Below are 21,093 nucleotides of genomic sequence, written 5' to 3' on the forward strand. Positions count from 1 at the left end.
CTAAATCGCGTCCTCCAGTTCGAGTTTCGGTCGGATTCCCAGGGCGATCATCTCGTCGAGCAGCAGCTTGAACGCGTAGCTGACCTCCAGCTCGTGGATGTCGTCCTCGTCGCCCGTCACCGGGTCGTACACGCGGCGCTGCTCGCGGTCCTCGACGGCAACGAGCCCGGTCTCCGCGGAGACGTGGACCGTCTCGGCGTCCGAGGACTCCAGCAGCCGCTCGTTGAGCACCATCGACGCGCCGTGGCCGATGATCGTGTCGCGCTCCATCTCCCCGACGCGCAGGCCGCCCTCGCGGGCGCGCCCCTCGGTCGGCTGGCGCGTGAGCACCTGGACCGGCCCGCGCGAGCGGGCGTGGAGCTTGTTCGACACCATGTGGTACAGCTTGTGGTAGAAGATCGTCCCGACGAAGATCTCGGCGTCGATCTTCTCGCCGGTGACGCCGGAGTACATGACCTCCTTGCCGGAGGACTTGAACCCGTGCTCTTCGAGCCCCTCGCGGAGCTCCTCCTCGTCCTCGCCCTGGAACGGCGTCCCGTCGACCCGGGAGCCGCGCAGCGAGCCGACCTTGCCGCCGAGCATCTCCAGCACGTGGCCGACCGTCATCCGGGACGGGAGCGCGTGCGGGTTCATCACGAGGTCGGGGACGACCCCCTCCTCGGTAAACGGCATGTCCTCCTGCGGGGCGAGGTGGCCGACGACGCCCTTCTGGCCGTGTCGGGACGCGAACTTGTCGCCCAGCTCGGGGACGCGCTGGTCGCGCACCTTCACCTTCGAGAGCTTGGAGCCGTCCTCGCCCTCCATCAGCGTCACCGTGTCGACGACGCCCGACTCGCCCGAGCGCATCGTCACCGAGGTCTCGCGGCGCTTCTGCGGGGAGAGCCCGCCCATGTCGTCGGGCTCTTCGAGGAAGCGCGGCGGACTGGTCTTGCCGAGCAGGACCGAGGACTCGTCCACCTTCGTCTCGGGGTTGACGAGGCCGTCCTCGTCGAGGTGCGTGTACGCGTCTTCACCGCGCGCGCCGCGCACGTCCTGTTCGGGGATCTCGAAGCGGTCCTCCTGGCCGCCGGGGTACCGGCGCTCCTCGCCCTCGTACGTCCGGAAGAAGTGCGAGCGGGTGAGCGCGCGGTCGACGGAGCCCTGGTTCATCACCAGCGCGTCCTCGATGTTGAACCCCTCGTAGGACATCACGGCGACGACGAAGTTCTGCGCCGCCGGCCGCTTGTCGAAGCTGATCTGGTCGGAGGTCTGCGTCTTCACCATCGCCAGCTGCGGGTAGTGCAGCAGGTGCTGACGCGTGTCCGGCCGGATCCGGTAGTTGGCCGAGGGGAGTCCGAGCGACTGCTTCATCATCCCCGCGCCCATCGTGATCCGGGGGCTCGCGTTGTGCTCGGGGTACGGGATCATCCCCGCGCCGATACCGAACACGAGCTGCGGGTCGATCTCGAGGTGCGTGTGGTCCTCGGTCACGTCCTCCTCGTCGACGGCGACGAGGATGTCCTCCTCCTCCTCGGCGTCGATGAACTCGACGTAGCCGCGGTCGATGAGGTCCTCGAACTCGATGTCGCCGCGTTCGAGCGCCTCGACCTCCTCGTCGCCCAGCAGGGGCTCGCCGTTCTCGACGACGATCAGCGGCCGGCGGGCGCGCCCCGCGTCCGCGTTGACGATCACTTCTTGGGTCCGGTCTTTGACCGAGACGTTCACCATGTCCGAGACGTCGCCCCGGCGGCGCGCCTCGCGGATCTGTTCGGCGAGCGCCTCGGGGTCCGGATGGGTCCCGACGAGGCTCCCGTTGACGTACACCTTCGCTTCGCGTTCTGCCTGTGCCATGATCAGTCGTCCGCCGTCTGTCGTTCGACGCCCTCGATGCCGGGGATCCCCTCGACACCCATCGACGCCAGTTCTCGTTTCAGCCCCTGTTCGTCCTCGACCGTCTGCGACAGCTCCATCGACTGCGCGAAGTTCTTCACGAGCCCGCAGTTCGGCCCCTCCGGCGTCTCGGAGGGACAGATGCGACCCCACTGGGTCGCGTGGAGGTCCCGCGCCTCGAAGTGCGGCTGCGACCGCGACAGCGGCGAGCGCAGGCGCCGCAGGTGCGAGAGCACGCCCATGTAGTCCGTCCGGTCGACGAGCTGGGAGACGCCCGAGCGGCCGCCCACCCAGTTGCCCGTCGCGATCGGGTGTTCGAGCCGCTCGGTCAGCACGTCCGAGCGGACGACCGTGTTGACGGTGAGCTGCCGGTTCCGCATGTTCGCGCGCTCCAGCTGGTACTTCACGTCGCGCGCCAGCTTGTTCAGGGCGGTCCGGAACAGGTCGCGCATCAGGTCGCCGGAGACCTTCAGGCGCTTGTTGGCGTAGTGGTCCTTGTCGTCGGACTCGCGGCGGTCCAAGGCGAGCTCGAAGCACGCCTCGGCCATCCGGCAGAGGTAGTACGCCTTGTTGATCCGCACGTCCTCCTCCTCGACGCCCTCCTCGTGGAGGTGCGGGAGGAGGTAGCGGTCGATGACGTAGTTCGCCCGCTTGAGCTGGTAGTTCTTCCCCTGGCCGGAGGCGACGCGCTCGCCGAGGGTCTCGATGGCCTCCTCGGTCGTCTGCACGTCGGCCTCCTCCAGATTCTCCAGCATGAACTTCACGATCTCGGGGTCGTCCGAGACGCGGTGGACGATCTCCTCGTCCGACTCCAGCCCGAGCGCGCGGACGAGGGTCACGAAGTCGATCGAGCCCGAGACGGACGGGAACGACACTTCGAGGAGCCCCTCGCGGTTGCGCTCACAGAGGACCAGCGCGCGGTAGCCGCGGCGCTGGGAGAACGTCTTGGCGACCTGGATCTCGTCGCCGTACTTCGAGTCGTACTCCGCGAGGATCTTGTTCGGCGCCAGGTCCTCCGAGGTCATCAGCACGCGCTCGGAGCCGTTGACGATGAAGTAGCCGCCGGGGTCGACGGGGTCCTCGCCGATGTCGATGAGTTCCTCGTCGGAGAAGCCGGCCATGTTGCACTTGTCCGAGCCGACCATGATCGGCATCCGACCGACCTTCGTCTCGGTCGTGTCGACGACCTGCTCGGGCTCGTCCTCGCCGCCGCGCACGATTGACATCTCCATGAAGACGGGCGCCGAGTAGGTGATGTTCCGGAGCCGCGCCTCTTGGGGATACAGCAGCTCCTCGGAGCCGTCGGCCTCGCGGACGCGGGGGGTGACCATCCGCACGTCGCCGAGTTCGACGTAGACGGGCTCTTGGCCCTCCTTGTCGCCGATGTCGGTCTCGATCGTCTCCTTCTCGTCGACGACCTCCTGCATGCCGCGGTCCAGGAAGTTGTTGAACGAGCGGAAGTGGTGTTCGGCGAGCCGTTCGTCCGAGAAGTACTCGCGTGAGACCACGCGTCGGTCTTGCCTGTTCATGAGACGACTAGTCGGTACACGACGGCCTCCTCCGTCGTGCGAGAGTTTCGAACGATCTTCACCACGTCGCCGACCTCGGCCTCGTCGGGGAGCGCGGGATCCGTGCGTTTGATCTTCGGTAGGTTCGTCCGCTTCACGTCGTACTCGGCCAGGACCTCGTCGACCTCGTCGTCGTCGAGGAGGACGTGGTCCGGAACGAGTTCGTGTTGGCTTACGTCTACCATGGGTGGTGGTTATTGAGAGAAGCTATCACGAGATACTACAGATCGCTATATGGGCCAGCGGCATAAGACTTGCCAACCGGCGCCGCCGCGCGCGGCTCACGACGACGGGCGTACGATACTCTCACTCACGCGGTTATCATACAAAAGGCTACCGCCGCGATCGGCCCGTCGCCGGCCGTCTCGTCCCTGGTATCCGTCCCCACCGTCGCCGGCGATGACAAGCCTTATTTGCCAGACAGGGGTACGAACGAGTGCGACAAGCCCGGATGGTGTAGTGGCCCATCATACGACCCTGTCACGGTCGTGACGCGGGTTCAAATCCCGCTCCGGGCGTCCCCCGTTTCGGGGCTTCTGTCGCTGTTTGCCCGGATGGTGTAGTGGCCCATCATACGACCCTGTCACGGTCGTGACGCGGGTTCAAATCCCGCTCCGGGCGTTTTCGACGAACAACACGGCGAGCGGAGCGAGCCGTTCGTCGAAAACGGTCGCAAAAGGATTTGAATCTGAGGACGAGCGAACGCAGTGAGCGAAGTCCTCCGGGTTCAAATCCCGCTCCGGGCGCTTCTGTCGACGCCGATTACGAGCGAGGAGCGGAGCGACGAGCGAGTCCGGCGTCGACGAACGCAGACGAAGGGATTTGAATCAGGGAGTGAAGCGAGTGACACGAGCGGAACGACCGTGGTTCACATCCCGCTCCGGGCGTTTCCGACGAACGACACGGCGAGCGAAGCGAGCCGTTCGTCGGGCGACCGGCCGCCTACAGGTCGAGCAGCTCCCGCAGCTCCGCCACCAGCGACTCCGTCTTCGCGTCCGGCTCCTCGTCGTCCGTGACCGGGGTTCGGCCGTCGTACGTCTCGTGGACCATCGAGACGCCCTCGGCGAGGGTGTCGAGCCCGTAGCCGCCCTCCAGCACGTAGGCCTCGACCGCGCCGGCGTCGTCGGCGACCGACCGGATCCGATCGGTCATCATCGCGTACCCCTCCGACGAGACGCGCATCCGCGAGATCGGGTCGTGGCGGTGGGCGTCGAACCCCGCCGAGACGATCAGCAGATCGGGGTCGAACCGGTCGATCGCCGGTCCGATCGCCTCGTCGATGGCGTAGCGGTAGTCGGCGTCCCCGGCGCCGGCGCCGAGCGGGAGGTTCACCGTGGTCCCCTCGCCGTCGTCGCGGCCGATCTCTTCGAGGTCGCCGGTGTCCGGGTAGAGCCCGTCCTCGTGGATCGACGAGTAGAGCACGTCGCCGCGGTCGTAGAACACGTCCTGGGTGCCGTTCCCGTGGTGCACGTCCCAGTCGAAGATCGCGACCCGATCCGCGGCGCCCTCGTCGAGGGCGGTCTGGGCCGCGACGGCGGCGTTGTTGAAGAAGCAGAACCCCATCGCGTCGTCGGGCACCGCGTGGTGTCCGGGCGGGCGGCCGAGCGCGAACGGCGTGTTCCGGCCGTCGGCCCCGTCGAGCGCCGATCGGGCCGCCCACTGCGCGAGGCCGGCGGCCGTGAGCGCGGCGTCCCAGGTCCCCTCGCTCGCGACGGTGTCGGGGTCCCAGCTCCCGCCGCCGTCGTCGACGAACGCCTCGAGCTCGTCCACGTACGCCGCGTCGTGGACGGCGACGACCTCCTCGCGGGCCGCCGGGTCCGCCTCGACGTACTCGACGCCGTGGCGCTTGGTGAGCCCGCGGCGGATCGCGCGCAGTCGGTCCGGGTTCTCCGGGTGTCGTTCCCCCGTGTCGTGCGCGAGACACCGCTCGCTGTAGCCGAACCGCATCTACTCGAACAGCGCGAAGTACGTCTCGATGTCCTCGGCCTGTACGGTCCGTCGGTCGGCGTGTCGCGCGAGCGTCGCGGCCGCGCTCGCGACGTTGTCGGCGTAGTCCTCCAAGATGTCGGCCAGCGCGATCCGCGCGTCGACGCCGACCCGGTAGCGGTCGTCGATCCGGAGCCGCGCGATCCGGTCGATGGGCGCGACCGGGAGGGTGAGGTCCTCGCGAGCGATCACCTGTTCGACGCCGAAGTCCGACGCCATCAGCGTCTTTCGCCCGTCCTCGGTCGCCCGCTCGGCAGCGTCGATCGCCAGCTCCGCGCCGTGCGACTGGATGCGGCGCGCCAGCTCCTCGGCGGCGTCGGCGCTGACGCGGAGCTCCCCGGCGTTCCGCCGGATGATCCCGTCCACCGGCGCGAACGGCAACTCGACACTCATACACACAGTCGCGTCCGTGCACGGTATAACGCTTTCCGTTACCGCCGTCTCCGCGCCCGAGCGCTGGCGTCGCGGCGACTCGACGCGTCGCTTCCCGCATCCCGGACCCGACGAGCGGGAGTCCGGAGCCGCCTCTCGGCGATCAGAACACGTCGTCCGCGTGGATCGTCCCGTCGCGTTCCGCGCCCCGCACGGTCACCTCCTCGCCGAGCCGGAGGCCGGCGTCGGTCTCGACGCTCTTCGTCCGCTGGCCGTCGTCCAACACGACGGGGTCGCCGGTCTGCACGACGGTGCCCGTGAACTCGACGTCCTCGGCCGACCGTTCCGCCGTCGCGGCCGCGGCCCCGCCGGATCCGGCGCTCTCGCCGCCGCTTCCGCCGTCGCCGGTCTCGCCCGCGACGGCCTCGGCGGCCGCCTTCTGTCCGTCCTCCGCGAAGGCTCCGAGCCCGGCGTTCTCCCCGCCGCGCTCGTCGCCCCCGTCGCCGCTCCCGCCGCTCGCTCCCGCCGCGCCGCCGGCGGCCCCGCTCGCCGTCTCCGCGCCCTCGTCGAGGACGGTGACCGTCGAGCGCCAGTTCGCGGACGCCTCCAGGTCGTCCTGCCACCCGTCCTGGATCTCGACGTCGGTGAAGACGACGCGGTCGGCCAGCTCGATCTCGCGGTCCGCCTTGTCGCCCCACAGCGCGACGCGGATCTCGCCGGTGTCGTCCTTGACGCGGACGTTCCGGACCTGTCCCCCGCTGCCGTCGTCGCGGTCGAAGGTGCGCTTCGGGTCCGTCTCGATGACGCCCCCGCCGATGTCGACCGTCTCCCCGATCTCCAGGTCGGCGATGTCGGTCGTCTCCGGGACGTACTCCACGTCCTCGTCGACGCGCTCGACGGTGCCGCGGTCGCCGACGTGGAGCTCCAGGTCGCCGTCGCGCTCGCGGACGTAGCCGTCCCCGACCTCGACGACCTCGCCGGGCTCGAACTCCTCGGTGAGGTCGGCCTTGTCGTCCCAGAGGGTGACGCGCACGCGACCGGTCTCGTCGCCGACGGTGAGGTTGGCCACGCGCCCCTCGCTGCCGTCGTCGCGGTCGAACGTCCGGATCGAGTCGGTGTCGAGCACCTGGCCGACGAGGTCGACGTCGGCGGCGCCGAGCGAGAGGTCCTCGACGCGGTAGGTGTCGAGCACCTGCACGTCGACCTCGGCGTCCTCGTCCGGCTCGACCTTGTCGGCGCTCACCTCCAGCCCGCTGTACCCCTCCTTCGGGCGGCCCATGACGCGGAGCACCTGGCCGACCTCCAGCTCCTCGTCGGCCGCCGCGGCCATGTCGTCCCAGAGCGCGACGCGCACCGAGCCGGACGCGTCCGCGACGTCGACGTTGCAGACGCGCCCCTCCTCGGCCTCCTCGTCGTCGCGCTCGAACGTCTTGACCTCGCCGATGGAGGTCACCTTCCCGAGGAACTTCACCTCGTTCATCCCCGGCTCGATGTCGGCGATCGTGTCGGCCTCCTCGTCGCGCAGCTCGTGGGCGATCAGCATCGCGGCCGTCTCCTCGTCGGCGAGCCCGCCCATCTGCTCGACCTTGTCCTCGACCGCCGCCTCGAACTCCTCGAACTCGACGTCGGTGTCGAGGTCCTCGTAGACGTCCTCTATGGCTCCCATACGCGTACCTCCTCGGTTGTCGAGTCCGCGGATAAGCGTTGTCCTTGCCGGGGTTCCGCGGCCGAACGCGCGCCCGCCGCTGGGCCGGCCCGAGGCGCGGTCGCTCGTCGGCTCCGCGGCGGCGACGCCGCGGATCGAGGTTCAGTCATATCCGTTCATCGGTCCCCTCGATACAAAAGGTGTGCAATTCGCGCGCGGTCGCCTCTCGCCCGCCGCGTCGCGTGCGACCCTCCGCCACGCGGCCTCCGGACCGTAACCGTCTTAAGTTCCACCGCGGTACGTCTGCTTGAGTCCTGGTAGGGTAGTGGACTATCCTCTTGGCTTGCGGAGCCAGGGACCGGAGTTCAAATCTCCGTCAGGACGCTCACTTCTCGCAGGCGCTCCGCGTCGCGGAGCGCCTGCTTCGGCGTTCGCGTCCTGACGTGCCCTGCGCTCGCTTCGCTCGCGCAGGACTCCGTCAGGACGTTTTCGGACACAACACGTGACGATCGGGACGCTTTCAGACGCACCACGTGGCGAACACGGTGAGCACCGCGAGTCGTGCATACGCCGACGGCTGTGAGCGACCGCGCTCAGTCGTGCGGGTGGAACCGCTCCATCGCGCGCCTGACCGCGTCCGAGTCGCCGATGAAGGTGACGTGGTCGCCGTACTCCAGCACGCTGTCCGCCGACGGGACGTGGTTCTCCCCGTCCCGGCTGACGACGGCGACGAAGGTGCCGTCGGGGATCTGCGCGTTGAGGTCGCGGATCGTCTTCCCGGCGAGCTCCTCCGCGGTCACCTCCACCTCCTGCACGTCGTGGCTGTCGCCGAGCTCGTTCATCCAGTGGGTGATCGCCGGCCGCTCGATCTCGTCGTCGATGGCCACCGCCGTCGCCGTCGGCGAGTCGATCCCCTTCACGCCGATGCTCTCGAAGGCGTCGAGGTTGTCCGACTCGTTCACCCGCGCGTACACGGCATCGACGTCGAACTTCGTGATCGCGAGCTGGCACGCGAGGAGGTTGATGTCGTCGTCGCCCGTCACCGCGATCACGCGCTTCGCGTCCTCGACGCCCGCGTCGCGCAGCGTCTCGGTGTCGCTGCCGTCGCCGTCGTGGACGGTGAACCCCTCCGAGCGCGCCCGCTCGATCGCTTCGTCGTCGGTCTCGACGACGACGACGTACTCGCCCCGCCGCTCCAGTCGTGTGGCGAGCGCCCGGCCGACCCGGCCGCCGCCGATGATTATCGTGCGCATTGGTGACACTCCGAGGGCGTCGCCGATCTGCCGCGCCAGCCCCGCCTCGATCGCGACCGTCGCGAAGATGACGGCGAACACCGTCCCGACCAGCAGTTCGCCCGCCGCCACGTTCCCCGCGAGCTCCAGCTCGATGGCGAACAGCGTGGCCACGCTCGCCGGGATGATCCCGCGCGGCCCCACGCTCGCGATGAACAGCCGCTCCGGGCGCGTGAACCGCTCGACGCCGGCGGTGGCGATCAGGGCCCCGAGCGGGCGGAGCACGAGCATGATCACGAGGACGAGCGCGACGGCGCCGAGGCCGAGCTGCAGGACCGCCTCGACGTCGATCAGCGCGGCCAGCGAGATGAACACGAACGAGAGGACGACCAGCGTCGTGTTCTCCGCGAACCGCTCGATCTCCTCCCTGTTCTCGATGTCGAGGTTGCCGAGCAGGATCCCGCTCGTCGCCGCCGCCGCGATGCCCGCCTCGGCGGCGACGGCCTCGGCGGCCGCGAACGCCCCGACCGCCGCCGCCAACACGAGGAACTGCGACGCCTGCACGTCGCGCTCGGGGACCAGGTCGCTCTCCAGCAGGTAGTAGATCACCACCGTCGCGAGCACGCCCGCGAGCACGCCGACGCCGAGCCGCTCGACGAACGAGAACACGGTCGCGGGGACCCCGAGGTCGTCGAGCAGCAGCGTCTCGAAGATCACCACGGCGACGATCGCGGCCGTCACGTCGTTGACGATCCCCTCGGTCTCCAACGCGGTGGCGACGTGGTCCCGGACCCGGACGACGTTGAGTATCGGCGTGATGACGGTCGGCCCGGTCGCCACGAGCAGCGCGCCGATGAGCAGCGCGATCTCCCAGCTGGCGCCCTCGAAGAGCCTGACCGCGGCCGCCGTCCCGAGGAACATCACGAGCGCGCTGACCGTCACCAGCCGCAGCGACACCGTGGAGGCGCCGCGGATCCGGTCGACCCGCAGGGCGAACGCCCCCTCGAAGACGATGATGGCGACGCTGATCCCGACGACGATTTCGAGCCCGCTCCCGAACGTTTCGAGCGTCACGAGCCCCAACGCCTCCGGTCCCAGCGCGACGCCGATGAGGAGGTAGAAGATGACGCTCGGCACCTTCAGCCGGTGAGCGACCAGCTGGACGACGAGCCCCGACACGAGGATCGCCGCGATGACCGGCAACAGGCTGGACACGTCTACGGTTCGTACGCGCGCCGCCCTCCTTAGTGTACTGGTGGCGCGAGACCGGGCCGCCCGGCCGCGCCGCTCCGCCGGCGGTGATCCGCGGACATCCCCTCGGAGCGCCGAATCACGCCATTGATCCGCACACTCGGGAAACTATTACCTCGGTTCCTCCCCTGCGTGAGGACGCGCCCGAGCGAACCCCCGTATCGGGCGTCCCCTCCCGTCCTCAGACGCTCTCACGGCCGATGACGCCTTTCGGACCCGACACGGTCCCCGCCGCACGGCCGCCGACCGCGGCGCGAGGGCCTCGCGCCGCTTCCCCTCCAACGATGACACGAGACCGACCCCGCCACGGACGCACCGCACACCTCGACCCGTACGCGGGTCCCCGCCCCGCCGCGCCGCCGTCGCCGCGCGCGCTGGCCGTCCTCGCGACGCTGCCGGTCGCGACCGTCGCGGCCGCTTCTCTCCCGGTCGCGGCCGCGTTCGTACTGGCCCTCTCCGTCGGCGTCGTCGCCGGCGCGACCCTCTGGCGCCGCTACCCGGCCGTCGTCGACCGGGCGCTGCCGGTTCCCGGCGGCGACTCGGCGGTAGGTCCCGGGGAGCGGTGAGCCGACCCGGACGCGTGTCTCGCCCTTTTTACGTCGCCGTCGTCGACACCCGCGCATGACCGACCGCGACTCGGGCGTCCGCGACGCCGCCGACGACGCGGAGGACGCCGATGGCCCCCCCTCCGTCTCGGCCGCCCTCGCCGCCGGCGCCGCCCTGTTCAACGAGGGGCACGTCCTCGCGGCCCACGACCCGTGGGAGGCGGCGTGGCTCCCGCTCGACGAGGGCGACGACGAGCGCCTGCTCCACGGGCTGATCGCGGCCGCGGCGGCCACCCGCCACGCGACCGAGGGCAACTGGTCCGGCGCGGCCGGCTGCGCCGGAAACGGCGCGCGGTACCTGTCCGGATTCGCCGAGGAGACGCCTTCTGACGCCGACGGCGGGGCCCACGGCGTCGACGTCGCGACCGTCCGGGAGTGGTGCCGACGGCTCGCGGCCGACCCCGAAACGGTCGAACGCGTCGCCCCCCCGCCGATCCGGATCGGCGGCGCGGCGCCGGGGTTCGACGACCTGACGCTCTCGGCCGCGCTGCTCGCGGCGCCCGCGCTCGCCGAGGCGGTCGACCGCGGCGACCCGGCGACGTTCGAGGCGGCGGCGGCGCTGGCGCGCGAGGAGCGCGGCACCGGCCGGACGCGGTTCGCGGAGCTCCTCTTCGCGTTCCTCCGCGAGCCCGACGCCCGCCCGCAGGTGGCCGCGCGGCTCGCGGACCACGTGGAACTGGCGGAGCGAAAGCGGCGCGACGTCGACGACCTCTTCTAACCCCCCGTCAGGCGCCGTCGGTCGGGGTGTCGGGGTCCGAGGGGAAGTTCGGCTCCGCGGGGGGTTCGTCGGCGGCGGTCCGGTCGGAATCCCCCTCCCCGCCGCCCGTCGCGGCCCCCTCCTTCGGCTCGCCCTCGAAGGTGTAGTCGGCGGAGTTGTCGGCGGGGTCGTAGCCGAGCGCCTCGCGGGCGCGTTCGAGGGAGTAGTAGCGCCGGTCGTTGTCGGAGATGCCGTAGACGATCTCGTAGCCGTAGTCGGCCCGGAGACACCGGTCGAACAGGTGCGCGCAGTCGCGGTGCGAGAGCCACATCGCCTGCCCGCGCTCGTACTCGCGGGGCGGGTGGTCCTTCGTGAGGTTCCCGATGCGGACGCAGACGACGCTCATCCCGTGCTCGTCGTGGTACAGCCGGCCGAGCGCCTCGCCGGCCGCCTTCGAGACGCCGTAGAGGTTCCCGGGCCGGGGGAGCTCGGTGCCGTCCAGGCGGTAGCCGTCGTCCGGGCGGTACAGGTCGGGGGTCCGGTCGTCGGTCTCGTAGCCGCCGACCGCGTGGTTCGAGGAGGCGAACGCGAACCGCTCGACGCCGGCCTCGGCGGCCGCGCGCATCACCACCTGCGTCCCGTCGATGTTGTTGCGGAGCACGGAGTCCCACGGCGCCGTCTTCCGCGGGTCGCCGGCGAGGTGGATCACGGCGCCGACGTCCCGCATCGCCTCCCGGACCGCCCGCTCGTCGGTGATGTCCGCGACGTACCGGTCGGCGTCGGTGACCCCGTCGGGCACCTTCGCGGCCGGGAGCGGCTCCCTGTCGAGGAGCCGCCAGTCGTAGTCGTCGCCGATGCCCCGGAGGATGGCCTGGCCCACCCGTCCGCCGGCGCCCGTCAGCAGGACCGGCTCGTCCATTCGGTCGTACGTGGGCGGGAGACGGGCATATAACACACGGTTCGACCCCGTACCCGACGGTCACGGCGGACGGACGGGCGAACGTCGTACAATCGGCGCGCAGGCGAGGGGGTCCCGAGGACACGGTGAGCCCGAGAACACGGTGACCCCGAGGACGGGACGGGTCCCGGCTACAGCTTTTCCCGCGAGACCGAGACGCCCGTCGGCGTCACGACGATCTGGTCGTCGCCCTTCTGGACGATGTCGCCGTCGACCTCCTGGGCGACCTGTCGCAGCTCGTCGATGATGTGTTCGATCGTCCGGTCCGACGTGGAGTGCCGGGTGATGTCGGCGATGACGAAGTCGCCGTCGTAGACGGCGTCTTTGATCGGGATGACGTCGCTCTGGTCGCCGATCTCCGCGATGTGTACCTGCATCCCCGTCTCGGCGTGCGCCTCGGCGAAGTCGTCGATGTCGAGCTCGACGTAGTCGTCGACGGAGCGGTTGCCGCCCCCGCCGAGGATCTTGCTCATGATGCCCATACACACCACACGTCGAGGTCGGACATTAGTTCTTACGTCAGACGCACCCGGGCGCGCTCCGTGTCCCGCGCCCCGCGTCCCGCGTCTCAGTCCCCGTCGTCGAGCCGATCCTGCCACTCCTGCACTCGCGCGAGCAGCTCCACCGGCGCGGTCTCCGCGACGTCGACGTCGCTCAGCTCGTCGATCACGGCGCGGGTCTCCGGATCGAGGCGGTCGGCCTCGGCGGCCTCCGCCGCGCCGCCCGACGCCGACTCCCGAACCGCCCCGTTTCGACCCTCTTCAGGGGGGGAGCCGTCGGCGCCCGCTTCGGCGGACCCAGACGCCCCGGCCGGCCCGGCGTCACCCTCGCCCGCGAACGACCCGGACGAGAGGTCGAAGACGACCTGTTTCGTGCCGCCGTCTCCCGGACCGCCGCTCCCGTCTCCCGGGCCCCCGCTTCCGGCCCTCTCGCTCCCGGTCCGGGACCCCTTCGCCTCGATCGCCTTCTCCTCGCGGAGCCGGTCGAGCACCGCGTCGGCGCGGGAGACGACCGGGTCGGGGACGCCCGCGAGGTCGGCGACGTGGACCCCGTACGACCGGTTCGTCGGGCCGTCGCGGACGGTCCGGAGGAACGTCACCTCGCCGTCGCGCTCGTCGACGGCGACGTGGACGTTCGCCACGCGCGGGAGGTGGTCCGCCAGCGCCGTCAGCTCGTGGTAGTGCGTCGCGAAGAGGGTGCGGGCGCGCACCTCGTTGTGGAGGTACTCGGTCGCGGCCCACGCGATGGAGATCCCGTCGTAGGTCGCGGTGCCGCGGCCGACCTCGTCGAGGATGACGAGCGAGTCCGCGGTCGCCGAGTGGAGGATGTTCGACAGCTCCTGCATCTCGACCATGAACGTCGACCGGCCCTGCGCCAGCTCGTCGAGCGCGCCGACGCGGGTGTAGATCCCGTCGACGAGCCCGACCTCGGCGGCCCGGGCGGGCACGAACGACCCCGCCTGCGCGAGCAGTTGGATCAGGGCGGCCTGCCGCATGTACGTCGACTTCCCGCTCATGTTCGGGCCGGTGACGATGAGGAAGCCGCGCTCCCCGTCGAGCCGGAGGTCGTTCGGCACGAAGTCGGTCGTCCGCTCGACGACGGGGTGGCGACCGGCCTCGACGTCGAGTCTGCGCTCGTCGGTCAGCTCCGGGCGCGTCCAGTCGTTGCCGGCGGCGTGAGTCGCGAGCGACGCGAGCGCGTCGACCTCGGCGACCGCCCGCCCCACGTCCTGGAGCAGCGCGGCGTCGTCGGCGACCCGCTCGCGGAGTTCCTCGAACAGCTCGTACTCCAGCTCGCCGCGGGCCTCCTCCAGCCGGAGGACCTCCCGCTCGCGCTCTTCGAGCTCGTCGGTGACGAACCGCTTCGAGTTCTTCAGCGTCTTGATCTCGCGGTAGTGGTCCGGCACCCGGTCGGCGACCGACTTTCCGACCTGGATGTAGTAGCCGTCCGTCTTGTTGCGGTCGACCGTGACGTGGCTGAGCCCGTGGCGCCGCTTCTCCCGCTCCGCGAGCGTGTCGAGCCACTCGGCCGCCTCCTCGTGGCTCTCGATCAGCTCGTCGAGCTCGTCGTCGTACCCCGGCTTCAGCAACCCCCCCTGCGTCTTCGCCTTCGGCGGGTCCTCGGCGAGCGCGTCGGCGAGCTCGCCCCGGAGCGCGCTCGCGCGCTCCCGGTCGAGGCCGTCCAGCACCTCGGCGACCGGCGAGTCCGCGAGCGGGGTCCCCTCGACGGCGTCGACGAGTTCCGGCACCAGCGCGAGGGTGTCGCGCACCGAGAGGAGTTCGCGTGCGCCAGCGCTCCCGCTCGTCGCCCGCGAGGCGAGCCGTTCGAGGTCGTACGCCGCTCCGAGCGTCTCTCGGAGGCGGTCGCGCGCGAGCGCCGCCGACGCCAGCGCCTCCACGGCGTCGAGCCGGCGGTCGAGCCGCGCCCGGTCCCGTCGCGGCCGCGTGAGCCACTCGCGGAGCAGCCGGCCGCCGGCCGCGGTGACGGTGTGGTCGACCGTCTCGAACAGCGACCCCTCCCCCTCGCCGCGCATCGTCTCCGTGAGCTCGAGGTTGCGCTGGGTCGTCGCGTCGACGTCGACGTGGTCGCCGTCGCCGTACGCCGTGAGCCGGGTCATCGACGCGAGCACGCCCGCGCCCGTCTCCTCGACGTAGCCGAGGACCGCGCCGGCCGCGCGCAGCGCGAGGTCGGAGTCGATCCCGACGCTGTCGGCGGTCTCCCGCCCGAACTGTTCCCGAACGGCGTGTCTCGCCCGCCCCGGCGCGAACGCCTCCGCGTCGAACAGCGAGACCGACCCGGAGAGGTCCTCGCGGACCGCGCCGAGCAGCCGGTCGTCGTTGCGGACGCGGGGCCCCGGGAGCACCTCCGCGGGGTCGAACCGGTACAGCTCCGCCCGGAGGTCGCTCTCGTCGTCGACCTCGGTGACGAGGAACCGGCCCGTGGTGACGTCCGCGAGCGCCAGGCCGTAGGGGCCGTCTGTCTCGTCCTCCTCGCGAACCACCGCCGCGAGGTACCGCGCGTCGTCGTCGGCGGTTTCGAGGAGGGTCCCGGGCGTAACGACGCGGGTGATCTCGCGGGCGTGGCCGTCGTCGGTCTCGTACTGGTCCGCGACGGCGACCCGGTAGCCGCGCTCGACGAGCGCCTTCACGTAGGGGGTCAGCTCCGAGAGCGGGACGCCCGCCATCGGGTGCGACGAGCCGTGCGAGGACTTCTGCGAGATCGAGAGGTCGAGCTCGTCGGCGACCAGCTCCGCGTCGTCCGCGAAGAACTCGTAGAAGTCGCCGCACTGCATCGCGAGGACGTCCGCGTCCGTCTCCGCCTTGAGATCGAGGAACTCCCCGACGATCCCCGTTGGCATATGTCCGTACTCCCGCCGTGGGCGGCTAAAACCCTGCGGGTGTCGCGTCCCGAGCGCCTACACCCGGTTCCGGCGCGTCACCGTGCGGTGCACCGCCCCGGAGACGCCGAACAGCACCGCGAAGAGGACCGCGTACGCGTAGCCGGAGACGCCCGCGAACGGGACCGTCCCGATCCACGCCGCGCCGCCGAGCAGCCCGCAGACGACGGCGAGGCCGAGGTAGTACTCGCTCCACAGGATCTCGTTTTCGGAGACGACTTCGAGGTACACCTCCAGCTCTCGGCTCTCCTCGGTCAGCGAGACGATCCCCCTGTTCGGCTCGTAGTCGATGAACCCGCCCTCCGCCAGCTTCGGCAGGTGCGACTGGTGGAGCGCGGTGTAGACGCGCTTCCGCTGTTTGTACGTGACCTCGTTGATCTCGCGGTCGTTCTCCCACGCCGCCAGCTGTTCGGCGATGTCCCTCACGCGGGCGTCGTCCCCGCGCTCTTTCAGGTAGGTTATCACGTTCCGTCGCCGCTGGTTGCTCAGCATCGTGAATATCTCGTCCCGCGTTGGTCCGTCCCCGTCGTCGCTCTCTCTCCGTCGTGCCGGCAAGTTGGGGTGTCATGGCTCTCTGCCGCGGATCCGCTCCGATTGCCAATTGACACCGAAGCACATATAACTTGTCACTTTAAGTATGTCTATTATTTCATACAAAACGTATTTGATCGTCTGAGGCGTCTATTATCGTGCTTTGATAGAGGACGTCTCGGTACAATTACCAGATATAGTTAATTTCATCGCGAAACGAGGCGGACCGAAGCGCCCCGTCTCCCCGTCCGCGTGGCACCGCCCGCGAACTCGCGGCGAGCGCTCGTCTCGGGCCGGAACGCGGCCGGTAGGCGCTGCATACATACGACCGCTCCGCGCCAAGACCGCGTCATGACGATCACACACGACACGACCGTCTCGGACCCGGACGCGGGGCAGGCCGACCGCCGCCCCCTCGACCGCTTCCGCCGTCCGGAGTACACCGGCGAGAACCGCTGTCTCCCGTGTACCGGAGTCAACGTCGCGATCGCGGCGGCCGGAGCGACGGCGGCGGCCGCCGTCGCCGGCCCGGCCCTCGGCGCTGCCGGGTTCGGGGCCGCGCTCGCCGCGATCTGGCTCCGCGGCTACCTCGTCCCGGGGACGCCCGAACTCACGAAGCGCTACCTCCCCGAGCGCGTCCTCCGGCTGTTCGGGAAGGGGACCGAGCCCGCGCCGCCGGCCGAGGTCGACGCGGAGTCGTACCTGCTGTCGGCGGACGTGCTCGTCGAGACGCCCGACGGCGCCGACCTCGAGTTCGCCCCGTGGTTCGCGGCCGCGTGGGACGCCGCCCTCCGCGAGACGCGCATCGACGCCGGCGGCGACGCCGAACTGGCGGCGCTCGCGTCGCTCACCGGCGTCGACGCCGAGTCGCTCTCGCTCGACTGGCGCGGCGGGACCGGGTTCGCGTTCGCCGACGACGAACGCATCGGCCACTGGGAGTCGCGCGCGGCGTTCCTCGCCGACGTCGCCGCCGACCGCGCGCTGACCGAGCGGCTCGACGACTGGCCGTCGCTCCCCCTCGCGGCGCGGAGCGGCGTGCTCGGCGCGCTTCGGCTGTTCGCCGAGGCGTGTCCCGTCTGCGAGGGGGCCGTGCGGCTCGAAGAGCGCGTCGTCGAGTCCTGCTGTACGACCCGCGACGTGATCGCCGGCCGCTGTACCGCCTGCGACGCCCGACTGTTCGAGATGGACCTGCCGCCGTCGCTCGCGGCCGAATAACACGCCGCGACCGGTCGTTTCGTGGTGAAGCCCTCCGAATCACTGGTGGCTTGTTTATCAACTAACCCGACGGATCGCAGACGTCGGCGTTCGTCTCAGCTCCGCCGCCGCGAGAGCAGGCCGTCGCGTCCGATCCGGAACTGCCGGAGCACGGAGAAGCGGTTGAGCCAGAGCTGGTAGGCGCTCGCGGCGGCGAACAGCCCGAGCGCGAGGCTCGTCAACAGGACCGGATCGGCCGCGGAGACGAGCGGGGCACCGAGCAGCGCCGCGAGGAGGACGGTTAGCGAGACGACGCCGAGCGCGCGGTACAGCTCCGACCACGTCACCCCGCCCGTGGCGACGATCTCGGTGTACAGCGAGACGTCTCGCGCGTGCCGCGACAGCTCGATCGTCTGCGTCCCCCGGTCGTACTCGACGACGCCGAGCTCCTCCAGCTTCGGGAGGTGCGTCTGCACGAGCGACGTGTACACGCTCTCGCGGCACCGCTTCGGCGGCGGGCTCTCGCCGCTCTCGTGACTCGCCACCAGCGCCGACAGCTCGTGGACGGTCACCGTCCCGCCGACGTCTCTGATCTGCTGGATGGCGCGCCGACGACGCTCGTTCGCGAGGATGGAATACACCTGTTCCGCCGGGAGGACGTCTGTTCTGAGTTTCATGATCGCGGATCCGAACTCCGCACGGCACGGAGACCGGTCGTTGACGCTACATCTTCCGCTCGGGGCATATGTATGCGCCGGCTACCCTCGCGTTCGACGAGCTCGCCGCCCCGGATTCGAGGTCGGGAAACCGATAGCCCGCACCGGGACGAGCGGCTCGGTCCCGCCTCGCCCGCGACCGTCGCCGTCCCGGAGGCGACACGGGAACCATACCGGTCACTTCGACCGAAGTACGGCGTTCTTGCCGCCGTTTTTGCCCGAAGTAGGGGCCCCGGACCGCCGGTCGAACGCGGCGTTTGACCGCGTGAACCGATCGTTCCACCGAATCGAACCCCTCGTTCGACGGTGACGTGGCTGCGCGTAACTAGGTGGGTACCTCACGGAGAGGGGAGTAACCGATTCGGCTGACCGCAGCGGACGGGGGCGGGTCGGGAGAGAAAGCATGAGCCAAGACACAGACGACACAATCGGACTCTCGCGGCGCAAGGTCCTCGCCGGCCTCGGCGCGGTCGGCGTCGCGTCCGCGGGCGCGGGACTCGGTACCACGGCGTACTTCAACGACAGCGAAACGTTTGAGGACAACACGCTCACCGCCGGGCAGTTCGACCTCCTGCTCGACTGGCAACAGACATACACGGGCCCGAACGGCCTCGAACAGATCAGCGCGTACCCGGACTCGAACGGTGACAACGACCAAGATATAATCCCGGACTTCGGCGAGTACCTCTCGGACTGGGTCATCGACAACGACGAGTACGACATCCGCGCGGCCACGGACGAGTACAAGGGCGAGTACTTCGCGGACCTGCCGGACGACTTCGCGGGCCCGCTGATCGAGCTCGACGACGTCAAGCCCGGCGACCACGGCGAAGTGACGTTCAGCGCGCACCTGTTTGACAACCCCGGTTACCTGCGGGTCGGCGGCGATCTGATCGAGAACAAGGAGAACGGCCGGACTGAGCCCGAGATGGAGATCGACGGTACCGCGGGGGAAGACCAGGGCGAGCTCGCCGACTCCATTGACGTGAAGTTCTGGTACGACGACGGCGACAACGCCTTCGAGGGGCTGATGGGCGACCACGACACAGTCATCGTCTTCGACCGCTCGTACTCGATGGTTGAGACCGACCCGTCGCTCCAGGGCTCGACGGATCAGTACGACCCGCAGAAGCTCCAGGACGCGGTCGACGGGGCCGTCAGTCTCGTGGACCAACTGGAAGCGGCCAGCGAGAACGCGCCGGAACCGATCAACATCTCCGTAGTCACGTTCGGCAACAACGGCCGGGTCGATGTCCCGCTCGGGACTGACTACGACGGGGCTCGGGACTACCTCGAAGGACTCCCGGACAGCCCGAATTTCGACGAGGACTCCTCGAATCGGGAGGGGACGAACATGGCCGACGGCATTAGCGAGGCTCGCGACGTTCTCGACGGCGGCGACGCCGAGGGCAAGTGTATGGTGATCCTCGGTGACGGCGTTGCGACGAGCGGAGGGTCTGACCCTGTCCAAGCAGCCGAAGACGAGGCACAAGCGGCGAAAGACGATGGCGTGACGGTGTACACCGTCCAGTACGACCTCGTTCCGATTCCGGGCGACGCCACGAGCGAGGACACGATCCTCGAAGCGCGGGAGCTGCTCCGCGAGATGGCCTCCGACGCGAACGGCACCGCGGGCCCGCGCGAGAAGCTCAGCTTCGGCACGGTACCGAACAACGTGGCCGGCACGTTCCAGCATATTGCTCTCCACAAGGCGGGCGAGGTCTGCCTGTTCGAGGGGAAGCTCAGCGAGTTCCTCGGGGGCGACGGACTGCTGCTCGACGCCGAGCCGCTCCTGACGCTCAACGAGCCAGACGCCGCGGGACAGGGAGGGAACGACACGGACAAGACCCGACCGACGGTCAGCTGTCCCGACGTGAACGCGACGCCGTTCAGCGCGTGCTCCACGTACTACTTCGGCTTCAAGTGGTCGATCGACCCCGAGGAGGTGGGCAACGAGATCCAGACCGACTCGATCGTGTTCGATATCGGATTCGGCGCCGAGCAGGCCCGCCACAACGAGAACCCGTTCGGCGTCTGTGAGGTCGCCGAGTAGGTGCTCGAATAGCCCACTGAACGACCCAGACGAGCCGTTCGCTCGTCCATCCCGTTTCGGCGCCCTCGGGCGGCCAACAGGGCGGTTCGCGACCCCCGCCGGGAGTTCCCAATAAGGGATACACAACCATGAACGACGACACAATCGGACTATCGCGGCGTAAGATGCTGGTCGGACTCGGCGCAGTCGGCGTGGCCTCGGCGGGCGCGGGCTTGGGCACCACGGCGTACTTCAACGACAGCGAAACGTTCGAGAACAACACACTCACCGCCGGGCAACTTGACCTCGCGGTCGAATACCAGACGAGCTACGAGCAGGGCAGCGCGGGGTCCGGCGGCGATTCCGGGACGATCAACGGGAACCCCACCGGGTACGAGTACGTCATCGACGATGTCAAGCCCGGCGACTCCGGGCGGCTGGTGTTCTGTCCGCAGATCGTCGACAACCCGGCGTGGCTGTGGGTTGGCACCGAGAACGGCCTCACCGACTACGAGAACGGGCTGACAGAACCCGAAGCGGAAGTCGACGACACGGATCCCGCGGACGCGGGAACCGTCGGCTCGCCGAACGACGGCGCGGGCGAGGGCGACCTCAGTGAGGCGATCCTTGTCACCGTGTCTTACTGCGAGTTCGATGACGAAACAGAGTCCTTCGAGACGATTCGGACGCTCAACAACCCCGAGGACTACACCCTCGGCGACCTCGCAGCCGAGCTGGAGTCCGGCTTCCTGCTGGACGCCGGGACGGACTCGGGGGCGTACCCAGCCAGCTCCGAGTTCGGCGAACAGGCCGGGCCGTGCCTCTGTATCGACTGGAACGTTCCGACGTCGGTCGAAAACGAGATCCAGACCGACGCCGTGACGTTCGACTTCTCGTTCCACGCGGAACAGGAGCGACACAACGAGTCACCGGACAGCCCCTTCCTGACCGTCCCCGAGGGCAACAGCACGGCTCAGTGAGGCGGTGATGTGAGGCGGAGGTCGACGACCGGCAGTCATAAGATCATGAGACCCCGAAAG

At 69.7% G+C, this 21,093-nt stretch carries 17 protein-coding genes and 3 tRNA genes; 8 read left to right on the forward strand and 12 right to left on the reverse strand.

Annotation, left to right across the window (positions count from 1 at the left end; all coding sequences use genetic code 11):
• Genes rpoB through ACFQMF_RS14435 form a run of 3 tightly spaced genes read right to left on the reverse strand, consistent with a single transcriptional unit; the run spans position 1 to position 3,622 of the window.
• Positions 1-1,830, reverse strand: a complete 1,830-nt coding sequence (gene rpoB / locus ACFQMF_RS14425; RefSeq protein WP_256409936.1) for a DNA-directed RNA polymerase subunit B — start codon at positions 1,828-1,830, stop codon at positions 1-3.
• 2 nt (positions 1,831-1,832) lie between these two features.
• Positions 1,833-3,398: a DNA-directed RNA polymerase subunit B'' gene (locus ACFQMF_RS14430; RefSeq protein ID WP_256409935.1), complete on the reverse strand. Its 1,566-nt coding sequence runs from the start codon at positions 3,396-3,398 to the stop codon at positions 1,833-1,835.
• Complete coding sequence (locus ACFQMF_RS14435; protein ID WP_092567274.1) at positions 3,395-3,622, reverse strand: DNA-directed RNA polymerase subunit H; 228 nt, start codon at positions 3,620-3,622, stop codon at positions 3,395-3,397. Before ACFQMF_RS14435 ends, ACFQMF_RS14430 begins: the two co-directional genes overlap by 4 nt.
• Positions 3,623-3,882: 260 nt before the next feature.
• On the opposite strand from ACFQMF_RS14435, the gene ACFQMF_RS14440 reads away from it, so the two are divergent.
• Both ACFQMF_RS14440 and ACFQMF_RS14445 read left to right on the forward strand, forming a co-directional pair.
• Positions 3,883-3,955, forward strand: a tRNA-Asp gene (locus ACFQMF_RS14440).
• A 30-nt stretch (positions 3,956-3,985) separates the two neighbouring features.
• Positions 3,986-4,058: transfer RNA gene (locus ACFQMF_RS14445), tRNA-Asp, on the forward strand.
• 321 nt (positions 4,059-4,379) lie between these two features.
• On the opposite strand, the gene ACFQMF_RS14450 is transcribed toward ACFQMF_RS14445, so the two are convergent.
• From ACFQMF_RS14450 to ACFQMF_RS14460, 3 genes are all read right to left on the reverse strand, one after another.
• Positions 4,380-5,384: a histone deacetylase family protein gene (locus ACFQMF_RS14450; RefSeq protein ID WP_256409934.1), complete on the reverse strand. Its 1,005-nt coding sequence runs from the start codon at positions 5,382-5,384 to the stop codon at positions 4,380-4,382.
• Entirely contained in the window at positions 5,385-5,816 is a 432-nt protein-coding gene (locus ACFQMF_RS14455) for a histone (protein WP_094522281.1), read from the reverse strand.
• 142 nt (positions 5,817-5,958) lie between these two features.
• Entirely contained in the window at positions 5,959-7,461 is a 1,503-nt protein-coding gene (locus ACFQMF_RS14460; RefSeq protein WP_256409933.1) for a single-stranded DNA binding protein, read from the reverse strand.
• 290 nt (positions 7,462-7,751) lie between these two features.
• Here ACFQMF_RS14460 and ACFQMF_RS14465 point away from each other — a divergent pair.
• Positions 7,752-7,824 (forward strand) — tRNA-Arg (locus ACFQMF_RS14465).
• A gap of 209 nt (positions 7,825-8,033) precedes the next feature.
• On the opposite strand, the gene ACFQMF_RS14470 is transcribed toward ACFQMF_RS14465, so the two are convergent.
• Complete coding sequence (locus ACFQMF_RS14470) at positions 8,034-9,875, reverse strand: cation:proton antiporter (protein ID WP_256410011.1); 1,842 nt, start codon at positions 9,873-9,875, stop codon at positions 8,034-8,036.
• A 332-nt stretch (positions 9,876-10,207) separates the two neighbouring features.
• On the opposite strand from ACFQMF_RS14470, the gene ACFQMF_RS14475 reads away from it, so the two are divergent.
• Together ACFQMF_RS14475 and ACFQMF_RS14480 are read left to right on the forward strand one after the other, a co-directional pair.
• Complete coding sequence (locus ACFQMF_RS14475) at positions 10,208-10,489, forward strand: hypothetical protein (RefSeq protein WP_256409932.1); 282 nt, start codon at positions 10,208-10,210, stop codon at positions 10,487-10,489.
• Between the two features lie 55 nt (positions 10,490-10,544).
• The gene (locus tag ACFQMF_RS14480) at positions 10,545-11,246 is read left to right on the forward strand and encodes a DUF309 domain-containing protein (RefSeq protein WP_256409931.1); all 702 of its coding nucleotides are present in this window, start codon (positions 10,545-10,547) and stop codon (positions 11,244-11,246) included.
• 7 nt (positions 11,247-11,253) lie between these two features.
• Here the strand turns inward: ACFQMF_RS14480 and azf are convergent, their stop codons facing one another.
• From azf to ACFQMF_RS14500, 4 genes are all read right to left on the reverse strand, one after another.
• The gene (gene azf / locus ACFQMF_RS14485; protein WP_256409930.1) at positions 11,254-12,144 is read right to left on the reverse strand and encodes an NAD-dependent glucose-6-phosphate dehydrogenase Azf; all 891 of its coding nucleotides are present in this window, start codon (positions 12,142-12,144) and stop codon (positions 11,254-11,256) included.
• A gap of 170 nt (positions 12,145-12,314) precedes the next feature.
• Complete coding sequence (locus tag ACFQMF_RS14490; RefSeq protein WP_092567268.1) at positions 12,315-12,665, reverse strand: cell division protein SepF; 351 nt, start codon at positions 12,663-12,665, stop codon at positions 12,315-12,317.
• Positions 12,666-12,751: 86 nt separating this feature from the next.
• On the reverse strand, positions 12,752-15,541 hold the full coding sequence (mutS, locus tag ACFQMF_RS14495; protein WP_256409929.1) for a DNA mismatch repair protein MutS: 2,790 nt from the start codon (positions 15,539-15,541) through the stop codon (positions 12,752-12,754).
• Between the two features lie 57 nt (positions 15,542-15,598).
• Entirely contained in the window at positions 15,599-16,072 is a 474-nt protein-coding gene (locus ACFQMF_RS14500) for a DUF7344 domain-containing protein (RefSeq protein ID WP_256409928.1), read from the reverse strand.
• A gap of 390 nt (positions 16,073-16,462) precedes the next feature.
• Between ACFQMF_RS14500 and ACFQMF_RS14505 the strand changes: the two genes are divergently transcribed.
• The gene (locus ACFQMF_RS14505) at positions 16,463-17,326 is read left to right on the forward strand and encodes a DUF3615 domain-containing protein (protein WP_256409927.1); all 864 of its coding nucleotides are present in this window, start codon (positions 16,463-16,465) and stop codon (positions 17,324-17,326) included.
• Between the two features lie 95 nt (positions 17,327-17,421).
• Here ACFQMF_RS14505 and ACFQMF_RS14510 read toward each other — a convergent pair whose 3' ends face one another.
• Complete coding sequence (locus ACFQMF_RS14510) at positions 17,422-17,982, reverse strand: DUF7344 domain-containing protein (RefSeq protein ID WP_256409926.1); 561 nt, start codon at positions 17,980-17,982, stop codon at positions 17,422-17,424.
• A 442-nt stretch (positions 17,983-18,424) separates the two neighbouring features.
• On the opposite strand from ACFQMF_RS14510, the gene ACFQMF_RS14515 reads away from it, so the two are divergent.
• Positions 18,425-20,074, forward strand: a complete 1,650-nt coding sequence (locus ACFQMF_RS14515; protein ID WP_256409925.1) for a SipW-dependent-type signal peptide and vWA domain-containing protein — start codon at positions 18,425-18,427, stop codon at positions 20,072-20,074.
• A 164-nt stretch (positions 20,075-20,238) separates the two neighbouring features.
• Positions 20,239-21,033: a SipW-dependent-type signal peptide-containing protein gene (locus tag ACFQMF_RS14520; protein ID WP_256409924.1), complete on the forward strand. Its 795-nt coding sequence runs from the start codon at positions 20,239-20,241 to the stop codon at positions 21,031-21,033.
• Positions 21,034-21,093 lie beyond the last annotated feature (60 nt).

Origin of the sequence: Halorubrum rutilum (genome assembly GCF_042665015.1) — an archaeon.
GTDB lineage: Archaea > Halobacteriota > Halobacteria > Halobacteriales > Haloferacaceae > Halorubrum > Halorubrum rutilum.

Excerpts from the sequence above, each read along its gene's own strand:
- ACFQMF_RS14430 (WP_256409935.1), bottom strand. The coding sequence starts at position 3,398 with ATGAACAGGCAAGACCGACGCGTGGTCTCACGCGAGTACTTCTCGGAC.
- ACFQMF_RS14450 (WP_256409934.1), bottom strand. The coding sequence starts at position 5,384 with ATGCGGTTCGGCTACAGCGAGCGGTGTCTCGCGCACGACACGGGGGAA.
- ACFQMF_RS14490 (WP_092567268.1), bottom strand. The coding sequence starts at position 12,665 with ATGGGCATCATGAGCAAGATCCTCGGCGGGGGCGGCAACCGCTCCGTC.
- ACFQMF_RS14435 (WP_092567274.1), bottom strand. The coding sequence starts at position 3,622 with ATGGTAGACGTAAGCCAACACGAACTCGTTCCGGACCACGTCCTCCTC.
- ACFQMF_RS14460 (WP_256409933.1), bottom strand. The coding sequence starts at position 7,461 with ATGGGAGCCATAGAGGACGTCTACGAGGACCTCGACACCGACGTCGAG.
- ACFQMF_RS14520 (WP_256409924.1), top strand. The coding sequence starts at position 20,239 with ATGCTGGTCGGACTCGGCGCAGTCGGCGTGGCCTCGGCGGGCGCGGGC.
- ACFQMF_RS14480 (WP_256409931.1), top strand. The coding sequence starts at position 10,545 with ATGACCGACCGCGACTCGGGCGTCCGCGACGCCGCCGACGACGCGGAG.
- ACFQMF_RS14475 (WP_256409932.1), top strand. The coding sequence starts at position 10,208 with ATGACACGAGACCGACCCCGCCACGGACGCACCGCACACCTCGACCCG.
- mutS (WP_256409929.1), bottom strand. The coding sequence starts at position 15,541 with ATGCCAACGGGGATCGTCGGGGAGTTCCTCGATCTCAAGGCGGAGACG.
- rpoB (WP_256409936.1), bottom strand. The coding sequence starts at position 1,830 with ATGGCACAGGCAGAACGCGAAGCGAAGGTGTACGTCAACGGGAGCCTC.
- ACFQMF_RS14510 (WP_256409926.1), bottom strand. The coding sequence starts at position 17,982 with ATGAAACTCAGAACAGACGTCCTCCCGGCGGAACAGGTGTATTCCATC.
- azf (WP_256409930.1), bottom strand. The coding sequence starts at position 12,144 with ATGGACGAGCCGGTCCTGCTGACGGGCGCCGGCGGACGGGTGGGCCAG.
- ACFQMF_RS14455 (WP_094522281.1), bottom strand. The coding sequence starts at position 5,816 with ATGAGTGTCGAGTTGCCGTTCGCGCCGGTGGACGGGATCATCCGGCGG.
- ACFQMF_RS14500 (WP_256409928.1), bottom strand. The coding sequence starts at position 16,072 with ATGCTGAGCAACCAGCGGCGACGGAACGTGATAACCTACCTGAAAGAG.
- ACFQMF_RS14515 (WP_256409925.1), top strand. The coding sequence starts at position 18,425 with ATGAGCCAAGACACAGACGACACAATCGGACTCTCGCGGCGCAAGGTC.
- ACFQMF_RS14505 (WP_256409927.1), top strand. The coding sequence starts at position 16,463 with ATGACGATCACACACGACACGACCGTCTCGGACCCGGACGCGGGGCAG.